Source organism: Bacteroides muris (ex Afrizal et al. 2022) (genome assembly GCF_004793475.1).
GTDB classification, from domain to species: Bacteria; Bacteroidota; Bacteroidia; order Bacteroidales; family Bacteroidaceae; genus Bacteroides; species Bacteroides muris.
Map to the genome: position 1 here is coordinate 79540 of NZ_SRYZ01000007.1, position 14540 is coordinate 94079.

The following is a 14540-nucleotide window of genomic DNA, read 5'->3' on the forward strand; positions in this document are numbered from 1 at the left end:
TTGCCATATTTGCAAGTATCTATTTTCAGAATTTCTATTGGTTAAGGTCATATTTGCTAAAAGCTAATCTTGCTACAGTTGTGTTTTTGCATACCCCGTCTTTGTTCTTTTCCTACCATAGTTGTGGTAAGAAAAGGACAAAGACGGGGTATGATTACGATTTAGTATCTTTGGAAATCGTGTTCTGTCTTCTGGGCATTATTGTTTAATGTCTTTCTGGGGGGGGAACTAAAAGATGATTTAATCTTTTTTCTTTCGCTTATCACGGTTTTTTTATTTAGAGGGGTTATAGGAGCTAAGGGGGGGAGTTAACACCTTTGAATGAAAGAGCTATGTTTGCTTATTTAAAAACATTCTAAATTATTTGCACCTTGTAGCCATAAGTATTATCTTTGCCCCCAAATTTAGAAAAGAAAGGCAGAAAGACTATGCGTTTGTCCGAATTGAATACCGGTGAAAAGGGTGTAATCGTAAAAGTGCTGGGACACGGTGGTTTCCGCAAACGGATTGTGGAAATGGGATTTATTAAAGGTAAAACAGTGGAGGTCTTGCTGAATGCTCCGTTACGTGATCCTATCAAATACAAAGTAATGGGCTATGAGATTTCTCTTCGTCGGCAGGAGGCTGAGATGATAGAGATTATCAGTGAGCAGGAAGCTAAGGAACAGGCTGTGCAGCCCGATTATCACGAAGGGTTGGGCGAAAACATGCATTTAGGCGAAGATGAGCTGAAACAACTGGCTCTCGGCAAACGCCGCACCATAAATGTGGCTTTGGTGGGAAATCCCAACTGCGGTAAAACTTCTCTTTTCAATATCGCTTCCGGCTCGCACGAGCATGTGGGCAATTACAGTGGCGTTACGGTAGATGCAAAGGAGGGTTATTTTGACTTCCAGGGTTACCATTTCCGTATTGTCGACCTTCCCGGAACCTATTCCCTCTCGGCCTACTCTCCCGAAGAAATCTATGTTCGTCGGCACATCATCAATGAAACGCCGGATATCGTCATCAATGTGGTGGATTCTTCCAATCTGGAACGTAATCTCTATCTCACCACCCAGCTGATTGACATGAACGTGCGCATGGTGATTGCGCTGAACATGTACGATGAGCTGGAAGCCAGTGGAAACATGCTGGATTATGTAAAGCTCAGCCAGCTGTTCGGAGTTCCGATGTTGCCTACGGTCAGCCGTAGCGGGAAGGGTATCGAACAGCTGTTCCATGTAATTATCAATATTTACGAAGGCTGCGATTTCCTCGACCATAAAGGAAGGATACGTAGCGAGATATTGAATGACCTTCGCAGCTGGCATCAGGAGTATGTTCCCGATCATGACTTCGGTAGCCATAAAGAAGAGGTGGAGCAGCCGCGCGGCTTTTTCCACCATATCCACATCAATCACGGTCCAGAGTTGGAGCGTAGCATTGAAGAGGTGAAGCGTGTCATCAGTGTCAATGAAAACATTCGCCACAAATATTCCACGCGTTTCCTTGCCATCAAGCTGTTGGAGAACGACGAAGACTTGGAAAAGATTGTGGAGGAGCTGCCTAACGGAAATGAAATTCTTGCCGTCCGCGACCGGGAAGAGTCACGGATTGCCGAGGTGGTGAACGAAGAGAGCGAGCAAGCTATCACTGATGCCAAGTATGGTTTCATAGCCGGTGCCTTGCGCGAGACCTATGTGGACAATCATCAGGATACGTCGAGGACTACTCAAATCATAGATTCAATCGTTACACACCGCGTGTGGGGCTATCCTATATTCTTCCTTTTCCTTTATCTGATGTTCGAAGGTACCTTTGTGCTGGGCGACTATCCTATGCAGGGGATTGAATGGCTGGTAGGCGAATTGGGCGATTTGATACGCAACAACATGTCCGAAGGACCGCTGAAGGACCTTCTGGTGGATGGCATTGTAGGTGGTGTGGGAGGTGTTATTGTATTCCTGCCGAATATTCTGCTGCTCTATTTCTTTATTTCCTTGATGGAAGACTCGGGCTATATGGCGCGTGCCGCTTTCATCATGGATAAGATTATGCATAAGATGGGTCTGCATGGAAAGTCCTTCATCCCGTTGATTATGGGCTTTGGTTGTAATGTTCCCGCTATCATGGCTTCGCGTACCATCGAGAATCGCAAGAGCCGTTTGGTGACGATGCTCATTAATCCGCTGATGTCATGCAGCGCCCGTCTGCCCATCTATTTATTGCTGACAGGCGCTTTCTTCCCGAACAATGCGAGCTTTGTGCTGTTAGTAATCTATGCCATTGGCATTCTGTTGGCAGTGGTCATGGCACGTCTTTTCTGCCGCTTTCTGGTGAAAGGGGACGATACGCCGTTTGTCATGGAATTGCCGCCTTATCGTATGCCAACCTCCAAGGTCATCTTCCGTCATACGTGGGAGAAGGGGGTGCAGTATCTCCACAAGATGGGAGGCATCATTATGGTGGCATCCATTGTTATCTGGGCATTGGGATATTATCCCAACCACGATGAATATGAAAGTGTGACGGAACAGCAGAAGAATTCCTACATCGGCCGGATTGGTAAAGCCATGGAACCGGTCATCGAGCCGTTGGGATTCGACTGGAAGCTGGGTATCGGCATCCTCTCCGGCGTGGGTGCCAAGGAACTGGTGGTAAGCACGCTCGGGGTGCTTTATGCAGACGATGCCGAGGCGGATGCCGTAAGTCTAGGCGAACGCATTCCGATAACGCCTCTGGTGGCTTTCGGATACATGGTGTTTGTGCTGATTTATTTTCCGTGCATCGCCACATTGGCGGCCATTAAAGGTGAGTCGGGCGGTTGGAAGTGGCCTGTGTTTGCGGGGCTTTATACTACTGCGTTGGCCTGGCTGATGTCTTTCGCAATTTATCAGATAGGAGGTCTGTTTTTATGAGGAATAGTTGGCAGGAGTGGGTAGTAGCCCTATTGTTACTGCTCTGCGCTGTGCGGATTGGCATGAGTATTTATTCTTTTTTTCATCAGGTAAAAGAAAACGGCAATCCGTGTGATGGTTGTGCAAGTGGCTGTGAATTAAAGAATTTGTATGATAAGAAACGTGCGGAGTGCAGTGGGGTGACGAAAAAAAAGAAAAAAAGTTGCTGTAGATAGTTGGTGGTTTCAAAAAAAGTGCTACCTTTGCATCCGCAAACAAGAAATAAAGAACTCTTGTAATGTTGGTACCTTGGATGAGTGGCTTAGTCAGCGGTCTGCAAAACCGTGTACGGCAGTTCGAATCTGCCAGGTACCTCGATAATAAAATCCCGAAACTACTTTTTATAAAGTGTTTCGGTTTTTTTTCGTTATAGGGAATTTTTCCCAGTTCTATTATTGAAGATTGAATAAGATGAAAAAAGTAGGATTTTTGATTTTCTGTCTGTTTGCTATGTGCAGTATGGCAGGCAAGGCGCAGGATGTGGTGGCGGACAGTACCGGCTACATCGTTAAGGTAGGGGAGATGGCTCCTGATTTTACAGTGAAGTTGACGGATGGGAAAAGCATTACCCTTTCGGAACTTCGTGGGAAGGTGGTCATGTTGCAGTTTACTGCAAGCTGGTGTGGGGTATGCCGTAAGGAGATGCCTTTCATAGAGAAGGATATTTGGCTGAAGCATAAGTCGAATCCGGATTTTATGCTGATTGGCATCGACCGTGACGAGCCGTTGGAGAAAGTGATTGCTTTTGGTAAGTCAACCGGAGTGACCTATCCTTTGGGTCTGGACCCGGGAGCGGATATATTTGCGAAGTATGCGCTCCGCAAGGCAGGTATCACACGCAATGTCCTGATTGATAAGGAAGGGCGTATTGTGAAGCTGACACGTCTGTATAACCCTGAAGAATTTGCTTCTCTGGTGAAGGAGATTGACGGAATGCTTTCTGAATAGTAGGAATAGGCAAGATGTAAAAAAGGAAGTGCCCCTAAAAGTTAGACAAAAACTTTTAGGGGCACTTCACTTTTATGCTTGTCGGGATAATTTGGCAAGATAGTCATAATGTGTACCCTCTTTCACTAGTTCTGCTTTGAAGCCGTTTTCAGCAGCGTAGAGACTCAAGGTCTGGAAGTCTATGTAGAGCCAGTCGAAAGAGTTGCCTTTGACATTCTTGTATTGCATCTGGAAGTCTACCTCTCCGTAGTAATCACTGGCAAGGTCGATAACAATACTGCCATCTTCCTCTTCGAACAGATAGCTCAGGTTGCTGGAATCCATTAAAACACAGCCTCCAGGCCGGAGCAGCAGCTTCATCTTCCGGAAAAAAACAGGCAGGTTTTCCAACTTTCCGATAATGCCGGAACCGTTCATCAGCATCAGGATAGTATCGTATTCATCGACAAACAGTTCATTAAACAGATTGGTTTGTGACACGCTACGCACACCCCGCTGCTTCATTACTTCCACGGAAAGCGGGGAAATGTCAATGGCATGGACCTCTTTTCCGGCTTCTTGCAGGGCAAGGCTGTGGCAACCGCTGCCGGCACCCACATCCAGAATCCTTCCGGTTGCCATTTCCAGAGCTGTACGCTCCAGCAAGGGCATTTGCTTTTCTGTGCGGAACAGTTCTTCGACGGGAATTTCGTCCTCATCGAATTGTGAAGAGAACACGCGTAGGCGGTCGGCTTTATGCCGTTTGAAGTAATCGGCTATGGCTGCGCCCATCGGGTCCTTGTCGGCAGGCAATAAGGTTGTATTTATCATTTCTTATGTCTGTTAGCGCGTTTGCGGCGGATTTCTGCTTTCATTTTGGCTGAGGCGGAACCGTGTTGCCCGGTAATGTAGGTTTTCTTCTTGGCTTTGGTTTTTATCTTGTTTTCTTCTTTAGGTTTGTCCTTTTTGCCTTTGAAGACAATACCACCCATCATCGCTTCTTCTATACTCATATATTTCCTTGTTTTAGTGATGTAAAATATCATTTTTCCGGCAGTACTTCAATCCAATAGTCATCCGGGTCATTGATAAAGTACAGTCCCATTGCTGTGTTTTCGAAGCATATCCATCCGTTTTCCTTATGATATTGGCGTATGGCGTCGTAATTGCCGGATACGCGGAAGCAGAGGTGGCTTTCGTTCTCTCCTAATTCGTAGGCTTGTGGGTGGTCCTTCAAGCAGGTCAGTTCCAGCAGGAAGCCAGTGCTTCCGTCGGTCAGATAGACTAGGGTGAAAGAGCCGTCGGACGACTCTTTCCTATGATGTTCTTTCAGTCCCAGTGCCTTTTCGTAGAATGCGATGCTACGTTCCAGGTTGGTGACATTGATATTAAAATGATCGAATTTACTTTTTATTTCCATTTGTTTATTTCAGATTTGGTTATTTGCAATTTACAGTCTGCATATGCGGTCATTTGACCATTGTTTTCAGAATTTCGCCTACATACGTGCGTGGCATACCTTCCATCGTTGCGGGTGAGGGCAGCTTCTTACATTCCAGAATGACCGTAGGCTCTGTCTGTCCCGTGGGATAGAAACGGATGGTATAGCTTTCTGCTTTTTCCATTTGTTCATACGGCTGGTCGGGCGACAGTATGCTGAATATAACCGGTTTGCCGTTGACTTTACCCAAAGAACCTCCGGAGTTTGCTGTCATCATGGTCATGTTGAAAGGCTCTTGGCCGATGACGATAACTAATTTGCCTGCTCCGGTCTGGATGGCATCGGCTGACAATTGCTCGGGGGCTATGGTCTTGTATTCTTGCTGCCGGCTCTTTTGGGCAGGAACCGGTGAGGCAGATTTCTTGACTTGGGAAACTTCGATGGCTTGGGCGTTTTCCACGATGTCTTCGGATACTTTTTCAGCAGCCTGGGCAGGTTCTACGGTAACTTGTTTCTTCGGGGTGATTACCGTCGGACCGGAATTGACGACAGCCTTCACCTCTTTCTTTTCTTCCTTCTTTTCTTCTACCGGAGCTTTGGCAGTGGTGGCGCTCAATGCTTCTGCTGCTCCCAGGCAAAGGTCATCAACGAAGTCTACGGTTTTTCTGCGCCACTTGGCAAGTCCGCGTACCAGTTTGGTTCTTGTCTTGTTCAAGGCATATTTGTCTACAATCCACTCCTCGGCGGTATATTTTTCTTTTCCTTCGCGGTAGTTAAACCGTATCTTCTCTACTTCGAGCACGCTCTTTTCGGGTTGGCAGGTCACAGTTAGCTGGTAAAGGATTTTGGTACGGTCTAATGACAGAGCCGTAGAACTGAATACAATCCATTCATCTCCGATACCTACAATCTGTCCTTTCTCTTTGTCTGAGAATACTATGCGGCTGGTATTTTCATTCTTTTTCAGACGGGCATCCATCCAGCCGAGCAGACGTTCGTAGATTTCATCCTGAGACATGCCGGGGATGCTGAATTCTTTGGCGAATACCACTTTGCCGTCCACCTCGGGAATGGCACCGGCCAGATATTTACTGTCGTCCCTATCCTGTGCCTGCAGCATGGCCGGCAGACAAAGGCAAAACAGTGTAAAAAGAAGTTGTGTTAAATTTTTCATAATAGTATGTGTTTTAATTATTAATTTACGAGTTACGGGCTAAAAGTTGGGGAGTTCGAAACTTTCACCACGGTGTGCAATGCTCAGAAAGCGGCATCCCTTGCTCTCGGCAAACTGCTGGAAGGCGTTGCCTCCTTGATAATCTTCGCCGAAGTGCATCGGTACAAATATAGTGATTTTTATTCGTTCCACGAATTGTTTTGCACCACGCATATAATCTTTTCCGATACGGCTGTCCACCGGAAACATGGCTACATCTATGGCAGGTACAGTTTGCAGCAGATTTTTCACTTCGGCCAGAAAGTCACCTTCGGCTTTGCGTATTTCCTGCGGAGTAGATTCCTCGCTCCAGTGCCAGTTGTTCAGGTCACCGGCATGAAACAGCCGCCTTCCCTGCAGATTTATCAGGAAGGAAATACCCACATCGGTAGAACCGAAGGCTTGGATACGGATATGTTCGTCTTCGTAGGTGTCGCCCTTATTGATGTAGGTGGCATCTTCTGCTGAGGCGCGGCGGTGCTTTAGGATGTCTTTGGAGAATATGTAGCGGATGTCGGGTCGTAGCTTTTTCCATGAAAGAACTTCGCGATTGAAGTGGTCGGGATGGAAATGTGAGCATAGTACGTAGAGTACGCCCGGCTTTTCCAAAAGGTAGTCGTGCACGATACCTTTATTGAAAACCTCTTCCGAGGAATCTTTATAGTAATCGATAATGACCGTCACTCCGTCCGCTTCAATCGCGAAGCCGCTATGGTAGATGTAATCAAGTTTCATTTACGGATTGAATTATAGCGCAATATTACAAAAAACGCTACACAAACTTCCGGTTTAAGCTGTTATTTTATGCAAAAGCACGCTACATCAGTACTTCTATGAAGAGAATGTGAGTGTCTTTCAATCTTTCCAGTTCAAAACTGCTGGTCTCGTATACCCCCATTCCGTCACGACATGAGAGTATTGCGCCGTCCGCTTTGCCTTTATCTTCCATTACGAAAATGTATACACCGGGATGCAATCAGTGCATGTGGTAGTCAATCTTCTATATAAAGACAATTGTTTCCATTTGTTTCATTAGAAACTATTTGATGTTTCAATGAAAGTATTATATTAGGATAACTTTATGCACAAAATACTTTTTTATGTGCAATATTGTTGTACCTTTGCGCCCGAAAACAATTAAAAAAGATTTAGATGAGAAAATTTTCGTTGATTAGCATTGCGATGCTAATCGTTTCAACTACAACTTTTGCAGGAGATTATTTGACTAATACAAATCAGAATGCTGCTTTCTTGCGTATGATTGCACGTGGTGCTTCCATTGATGTTGACGGCGTTTACAGTAATCCTGCCGGTTTGGCATTTCTTCCCAAAGATGGCTTTCAGGTGGCCCTTACCATTCAAAGTGCTTATCAGACGCGTGACATTGCTGCAACCAGTCCCTTATGGACTATGGATGGGCAGAATACTACCCGCTATTATGAAGGAAAGGCTTCCGCTCCTGTCATCCCTTCCATACATGCTGTATATAAGAAAGGCGACTGGGCATTCTCTGGTAGCTTTGCTGTGGTAGGCGGCGGTGGAAAAGCCTCTTTCAACCGGGGATTGCCGATGTTTGATGCTGCAGCTATCGGACTCGTGACAAAAGAAACGGAAGCACTGGCTACAAACTTCGGTTATGCTGTGACTCCGGACAAATATACCATTAATTCTGCTATGGAAGGCCGTCAGTTTATCTATGGTTTCCAGTTGGGATTAAGCTATAAGATAAATGAACACTTTGCTGTGTTTGCTGGTGCGCGCATGAATTATTTTACTGGTGGTTACAAGGGTTTCCTCAATGTGGGGCTGAATAATGGTGTGGCCGAGCAGATAGGCGGTGCCATTGTACAGAAATTGATGCAGGCAGGACTTACCCAAGAGCAGGCAATGGCAAAGGCTGCGGAAATATCAGCTCCTATGATGCAAAAGCTGGATGACTCGAAGATTGAGTTGGATTGTGACCAAACCGGTTGGGGACTGACCCCTATTATCGGAGTGGATGCCAAGTTCGGCAAGCTGAATCTGGCTGCGAAATATGAGTTCAAGGCAAACATGAACATTGAGAATGATACGCACGAATTAACCTATCCGTCGGGAGCCAAAGCTTATATGGCTCCTTTTGTGAACGGCGTGAATACACCGAGCGATATTCCCTCTATGTTGTCGATGGCTGCAGGCTATGAGATTCTTCCTTCTCTGCGTGCTTCGGTAGAGTATCATTTCTTTGACGACAAGAATGCCGGTATGGCAGATGGCAAACAGAAGGCATTGACGCACGGTACGCACGAGTATTTGATTGGTGCGGAGTGGGATATTAACAAATTGCTTACAATCAGTGGAGGTTATCAGAAGACTGATTACGGATTGAGTGATGACTTCCAGTCGGATACCAGCTTCTCTTGTGATTCTTATTCAGTAGGTTTCGGTGGTCGCATCAACCTTAGCAAAGCGTTGAGCCTGGATGTGGCGTACTTCTGGACTACTTACAGCGATTATACAAAGAATAATCCTCGTGGTCTTGCAAGTGGCAATACTGCAAATGTGGTAGACAAGGATGTGTATAGCCGTACCAACAAGGTATTTGGTGTCAGTGTAAACTATAAGTTCTGATTTCACAATCCTACCTTTATATATTAAGAAGCCGTCTCAAATGTCGATTTGAGGCGGCTTCTCTTTTTATATTGGATTAGAAAGAATACTGTACAAGCAGGTTCATACGGTTGGCATGGTTGGTGGAATTGTCGAAGTTGGCGCGCCAGCCACGCAGATATTCAGCGCCTATCTGCATGTTCGGGGCTTATTTCAGAATACATTGGCTACGAAATACTGTCTGTAATGATAGGTACTTGGCAGGTTGTTGGGATAACCGTCTCACACCTTACAACACCATTCTTGCCCTTTTCTAAGAGGGACAATTTCGGCGTGTCCGCTGAATAGTTACGCTGTTTGCCATTACTTGGAATAGAAAAAGGACTTTCGTTTTACCTGAATTTTGGTTAAAATATATGTTGTTTGTTCGTTTGCAAAACTTGTTGTATCTTTGCAGCCGGATTAAATAAGTATGATGCCGTGAATAGCGGTCGTGTATTCTAGAACACCACGTAAAAAACAGGAGTATGAAACAAAAAGTATCTGTACCTTTTATGTTGCTGGGCATTCTGTTCAATGTATGCTTGATTGCAGCCAATCTTCTTGAGACTAAAGTTATCCAGGTTTTTGGTATTACCGTAACAGCTGGATTGCTGGTCTTCCCGATTTCTTATATTATCAACGATTGCATAGCCGAGGTTTGGGGCTTTCGTAAAGCCCGCCTGATTATCTGGAGCGGTTTTGCCATGAACTTTTTTGTGGTAATGCTGGGACTGATAGCCGTGGCGTTGCCTGCCGCCCCTTTCTGGGATGGTGCCGCGCATTTCAATTTCGTTTTTGGAATGGCGCCCCGTATTGTCATAGCCAGTCTGACGGCATTCTTGGTGGGCTCTTTTCTGAATGCCTACGTAATGAGCCGCATGAAACTGGCAAGCAACGGGCGTAATTTCTCCGCACGTGCCATTTGGTCGACGGTGGTTGGTGAGACGGCAGACTCGTTGATTTTCTTTCCGGTTGCGTTCGGAGGAATCATTGCATGGCAGGAGTTGCTGGTGATGATGTGTATCCAGATTCTGCTGAAGTCCATGTACGAGGTATTGATACTGCCTGTGACTATCCGTGTGGTAAAAGCTATTAAGCGGATAGACGGTAGTGATGTCTATGATGAAGGCATCTCCTATAAAGTATGGAAAATAGGCGATATTTAAAGCCCCTTACCCGTAGTGAGGGGAAATCAGTTATTATGTCAAACAAATAATTAACAATGCCCTCTCTGTTTCCCTCCCTACGGGGGAGGGCAAGGGGAGAGGCTTTTAACAAGATGAATAGGGACACAGCTTTGGTGGTATTCAGTGGCGGGCAAGACTCGACCACTTGCCTCTTTTGGGCAAAACGTGAATTTAAGAAAGTGTATGCGCTGAGTTTTCTGTATGGACAGAAACATCAGAAGGAAGTGGACTTGGCGAGGGCCATTGCCCGTAAGGCAGGTGTGGAGTTCGAAGTAATGGATGTTTCCTTTATCGGCCGGCTGGGACATAACTCATTGACAGATGCCGGCATGGAGATGGACCAGGAGAAGCCGGCAGACAGCTTTCCGAATACTTTTGTGCCGGGACGCAATCTGTTTTTCCTGAGTATAGCCGCCGTCTACGCCCGCGAGCGGGGGATTAATCATATTGTGACGGGGGTGTCGCAGACCGATTTCAGCGGTTATCCCGATTGCCGGGATGCTTTCATCAAGTCGCTTAACGTGACGCTGAACCTGGCTATGGACGAGCAATTCGTACTGCACACACCACTGATGTGGATTGACAAAGCGGAGACCTGGGCGCTGGCAGACGAGCTTGGAGTGCTTGAACTTATACGTCACGAAACGCTGACTTGCTATAATGGTATCCCGGGAGATGGTTGTGGACACTGCCCGGCATGCACGTTGCGCAGAGAAGGATTGGAAAAGTTTTTGGCTTCTACTAAATGAGGCACACTTGTATCACTAAAAATATATGGCTATGACAGAATTGAAAGACCAACTCTCCCTTTTAGGGAGAAAGACAGAATACCGTCAGGACTATGCCCCTGAAGTATTGGAGGCATTTGATAACAAGCATCCCGGCAATGATTACTGGGTACGTTTCAATTGCCCTGAATTTACCAGCCTCTGTCCCATTACGGGGCAACCGGACTTTGCGGAAATCCGTATTTGCTATATCCCTGATGTCAAGATGGTAGAGAGCAAGAGTTTGAAACTCTACTTGTTCAGCTTCCGCAATCATGGTGCCTTCCACGAGGATTGCGTGAATATCATAATGAAAGACCTCATTCATCTGATGAATCCTAAGTATATCGAGGTGACAGGTATCTTTACCCCGCGTGGCGGCATCTCTATCTACCCGTATGCCAATTACGGACGTCCCGGCACGAAGTTCGAGCAGATGGCGGAGCATCGTTTGATGAACCGTGAATAGGATGCTGTATCTGATGGCTCCTATAAATAGAAGGGGGCTGTTAGGATAGGTAATTTTTGCATCACTATATTCTATATCCTTGTCTACTGACCTTTAGTTTCTTGTTTGCTAATTTTTATTCGTCCGACAGTTGTTGCATTATCGTCCAACAGTTGTCGGACGATAATTAAACAGCCGTCGGACGATAATGTAACGCTTGTCGGACGAATAGTTTTTAGTAAATGAGAAGTTAGTCTGTCTTTATTCATCGGCTAATATAAGGCTTCTCTATCATCAGTTTTGCTACATCTTTATTTTCCCTTTTACGATTATCCGCATAAATGCCGCTGACGAATAAGAAACTGTTTTGATTTTATTATTTAAGAGATTTCCTCAGCACCTTCCGAGCTTGTTTTCGGTTTTTTTTATCTGTTTTATTATTGATAATACCTATCAATGGTGATTGCGCGGTATGATATATACGATGAAAACTCTCCATGCAATTACCTACAATAAGCGATTGCACAGCTGGCTGTTAATAATGACCTTTGCAGCGATTTATTAACAACATATAATCATTGTAAAATTGAAAGCATATACACTTAAATTCTCTCTGTTGTTTCTTCTTCTGTCGGTTTCTCTGTCTGCACGTTCGCAGAGGGGAGGAGGGATGATTTCGGGTAGAATCATTTCTACGGAAAAAGAAACGGTGGATTTTGCGACTGTTTATCTGAAAGGGACAAGTTATGGAGGAATCACGAATCAGGAAGGCCTCTATCATATCAAGGCGCCTGCCGGCGACTATACGCTGGTGGTGTCTGCCGTAGGTTATACAAAGGTGGAAAAGAAGGTGAAGCTGGTCAATGATGAGCGGATGAAGCTGAATATAACCATCGCTCCCGAAACACAACAGCTGGATGAGGTGACTATCGTTTCTACCGGAGTGAGTCGTATGAAGAGGTCGGCATTCAATGCTGTGGCAGTCGATACGAAGGAACTCCAGAATACCACGAAGAACCTGAGCGATGCCTTGACCAAGGCTCCGGGTATGAAACTCCGTGAGTCGGGTGGGGTAGGTTCGGACATGCAGCTTATGCTGGACGGTTTTAGCGGAAAGCACGTCAAGGTATTCATTGACGGTGTGCCGCAGGAAGGCGTGGGAAGCTCCTTCAGTCTGAACAATATTCCGGTGAGCTTTGCCGACCGTATAGAGGTATACAAGGGTGTGGTTCCCGTAGGCTTCGGAACGGATGCCATTGGCGGTGTCATCAACATCGTTACCAACAAGAAACGTCGGAACTGGTTTCTGGATGCTTCTTATTCTTACGGATCGTTCAATACCCACCGCTCATACATAGACTTCGGACAGACTTTCAAGAACGGTTTCAGCTATGAAATCAATGCCTTTCAGAACTACTCGGACAACGATTATCATGTAGATGCACCGGTAAAGAACTTTGAGACGGGCAGTTTCAACGAAAGTGAAAAGGTGCGTGTGAGGCGTTTCAATGATACTTACCATAACGAAGCCATTGTGGCTAAAGCGGGTATTGTAGACAAAAGTTGGGCAGACCGGCTGATGTTTGGTTTCACCTATTCGCACATGTACAAGGACATACAGACCGGCGTACGCCAGAAGACAGTCTTCGGAGAAAAGCACCGCTTCGGCCATTCACTGATGCCTTCGATGGAATACAGCAAACGCAACTTGATAATCAAGGGGCTGGATATGGTGCTGACAGCCAACTACAATCGCAATGCCACTACGAATGTGGATACTGCCCGCTATGAATACAACTGGCTTGGTGAGAAACATCCGCTGAACAGTCCCGGCGAACAGTCCCGCCAGTATTCCCGTGCCGATAATGACAATTGGAACGGTACATTGACCTTGAATTACCGCATTGCCAGAGTCCACATGCTGACTTTCAATCATGTGCTGAACGCTTTCCGGCGTGATAATACTTCACTGTTGGCGGTGGAAGAACAGACGGATGCCATTGCCAAGCAGACCCGCAAGAATATCTCTGGTTTGTCATACCGCCTGATGCCTTCCGAAAAGTGGAACTTCTCGGCATTCGGCAAATACTACCGCCAGTATGTGGCAGGACCTATGGCCGAGGATGATACCGGTAGTAATTATGTACGCACCAGCCGTACGGTAGACTCTTGGGGATATGGTGCTGCCGGGACCTACTTCATTCTGTCCGGCTTGCAGGCAAAGTTCTCTTACGAAAAAGCTTACCGCCTGCCCACTATCGAAGAGATGTTTGGTGACGAAGATCTGGAGAGTGGAGACATCGGCATCCGTCCCGAGAAAAGTGACAACATCAACTTGAACCTGAGTTATTCTCGGAGTTTTGGAAAACATTCCGTCTACGTGGAAGGCGGTGTGGTATACCGCAATACGAAGGATTATATCCAGCGTAATATTCAGGACTTGAGCGGAGGAAAAGAAGGGGCCACTTATACCAACTACGGCAAAGTGCTGACGAAGGGATACAATGTATCGGCGCGTTATGGCTTCGGACGCTGGTTGAGTGTGGGCGGCAACTTCACGCGAATGAATGTGCGTGACAATGAGAAGTGGCAGATTGGAAGTACGGGAAACTCCGTACAGAATCTTGGCTATGAAGCACGTATTCCCAATGTACCCTATCAGTTTGCCGATTTTGACGTGAACTTCTACTGGCGCGACTTTGGAAAAAAAGAGAATGTGCTCTCCATGACCTACGACAACCAGTACATGCATAGCTTTTCCTACTATTCGCAGGCCGTCGGTAGCAAGAACAATGATTTTATGGTGCCCGACCAGTTCTCCCACAATCTGACATTGAGCTATAGTCTGAAGAACGGCCGTTACAATCTCTCGTTTGAGTGCCGTAACTTTACAAACGAGGATTTGTATGACAACTTCAGCCTTCAGAAAGCCGGGCGTGCGTTCTATGGCAAGATACGTGTACATTTTGGTGATTAATAAATATAAT

The 14540-nt window shown here is 46.0% G+C and carries 13 protein-coding genes, 1 tRNA gene and 2 pseudogenes; 9 read left to right on the forward strand and 7 right to left on the reverse strand.

Annotation, left to right across the window (positions count from 1 at the left end; translation table 11 throughout):
- Positions 1-428 precede the first annotated feature (428 nt).
- The 4 genes from feoB (at position 429) to E5355_RS05340 (ending at position 3887) form a co-directional block, all read left to right on the forward strand.
- Entirely contained in the window at positions 429-2900 is a 2472-nt protein-coding gene (gene feoB / locus E5355_RS05325) for a ferrous iron transport protein B (protein WP_136009507.1), read from the forward strand.
- Complete coding sequence (locus E5355_RS19795; protein WP_136009473.1) at positions 2897-3115, forward strand: hypothetical protein; 219 nt, start codon at positions 2897-2899, stop codon at positions 3113-3115. Before feoB ends, E5355_RS19795 begins: the two co-directional genes overlap by 4 nt.
- A gap of 67 nt (positions 3116-3182) precedes the next feature.
- Positions 3183-3254, forward strand: a tRNA-Cys gene (locus E5355_RS05335).
- 96 nt (positions 3255-3350) lie between these two features.
- Complete coding sequence (locus E5355_RS05340; protein WP_016274283.1) at positions 3351-3887, forward strand: TlpA family protein disulfide reductase; 537 nt, start codon at positions 3351-3353, stop codon at positions 3885-3887.
- Between the two features lie 72 nt (positions 3888-3959).
- On the opposite strand, the gene E5355_RS05345 is transcribed toward E5355_RS05340, so the two are convergent.
- The 6 genes and pseudogenes from E5355_RS05345 to E5355_RS05370 all read right to left on the reverse strand — a co-directional run.
- Complete coding sequence (locus tag E5355_RS05345) at positions 3960-4697, reverse strand: class I SAM-dependent methyltransferase (RefSeq protein ID WP_136009474.1); 738 nt, start codon at positions 4695-4697, stop codon at positions 3960-3962.
- Positions 4694-4879, reverse strand: coding sequence for a hypothetical protein (locus E5355_RS05350; RefSeq protein WP_008664928.1), 186 nt, complete (start codon positions 4877-4879; stop codon positions 4694-4696). Before E5355_RS05350 ends, E5355_RS05345 begins: the two co-directional genes overlap by 4 nt.
- A gap of 29 nt (positions 4880-4908) precedes the next feature.
- The gene (locus tag E5355_RS05355; RefSeq protein WP_136009475.1) at positions 4909-5286 is read right to left on the reverse strand and encodes a VOC family protein; all 378 of its coding nucleotides are present in this window, start codon (positions 5284-5286) and stop codon (positions 4909-4911) included.
- A gap of 49 nt (positions 5287-5335) precedes the next feature.
- A complete protein-coding gene (locus tag E5355_RS05360) occupies positions 5336-6481 on the reverse strand; it encodes a DUF4468 domain-containing protein (RefSeq protein ID WP_136009476.1) in 1146 nt (381 codons plus the stop codon).
- Positions 6482-6520: 39 nt separating this feature from the next.
- Positions 6521-7255, reverse strand: a complete 735-nt coding sequence (locus tag E5355_RS05365; RefSeq protein WP_136009477.1) for an MBL fold metallo-hydrolase — start codon at positions 7253-7255, stop codon at positions 6521-6523.
- Between the two features lie 82 nt (positions 7256-7337).
- Positions 7338-7520 (reverse strand): annotated as a pseudogene (locus E5355_RS05370) (pirin family protein); the annotation flags it as partial.
- Between the two features lie 152 nt (positions 7521-7672).
- On the opposite strand from E5355_RS05370, the gene E5355_RS05375 reads away from it, so the two are divergent.
- The gene (locus E5355_RS05375) at positions 7673-9130 is read left to right on the forward strand and encodes an OmpP1/FadL family transporter (protein WP_136009478.1); all 1458 of its coding nucleotides are present in this window, start codon (positions 7673-7675) and stop codon (positions 9128-9130) included.
- A 76-nt stretch (positions 9131-9206) separates the two neighbouring features.
- Here E5355_RS05375 and E5355_RS05380 read toward each other — a convergent pair.
- Positions 9207-9391: pseudogene (locus tag E5355_RS05380) on the reverse strand (hypothetical protein); the annotation flags it as partial.
- A gap of 245 nt (positions 9392-9636) precedes the next feature.
- Here E5355_RS05380 and E5355_RS05385 point away from each other — a divergent pair.
- The 4 genes from E5355_RS05385 (at position 9637) to E5355_RS05400 (ending at position 14530) form a co-directional block, all read left to right on the forward strand.
- Positions 9637-10317: a queuosine precursor transporter gene (locus E5355_RS05385; RefSeq protein WP_136009479.1), complete on the forward strand. Its 681-nt coding sequence runs from the start codon at positions 9637-9639 to the stop codon at positions 10315-10317.
- A gap of 113 nt (positions 10318-10430) precedes the next feature.
- Positions 10431-11087: a 7-cyano-7-deazaguanine synthase QueC gene (queC, locus tag E5355_RS05390; RefSeq protein WP_005831503.1), complete on the forward strand. Its 657-nt coding sequence runs from the start codon at positions 10431-10433 to the stop codon at positions 11085-11087.
- A gap of 31 nt (positions 11088-11118) precedes the next feature.
- A complete protein-coding gene (queF, locus tag E5355_RS05395; protein WP_008664917.1) occupies positions 11119-11574 on the forward strand; it encodes a preQ(1) synthase in 456 nt (151 codons plus the stop codon).
- A gap of 649 nt (positions 11575-12223) precedes the next feature.
- Positions 12224-14530, forward strand: coding sequence for a TonB-dependent receptor (locus E5355_RS05400; RefSeq protein ID WP_246866891.1), 2307 nt, complete (start codon positions 12224-12226; stop codon positions 14528-14530).
- The last annotated feature ends 10 nt before the right edge of the window (positions 14531-14540 follow it).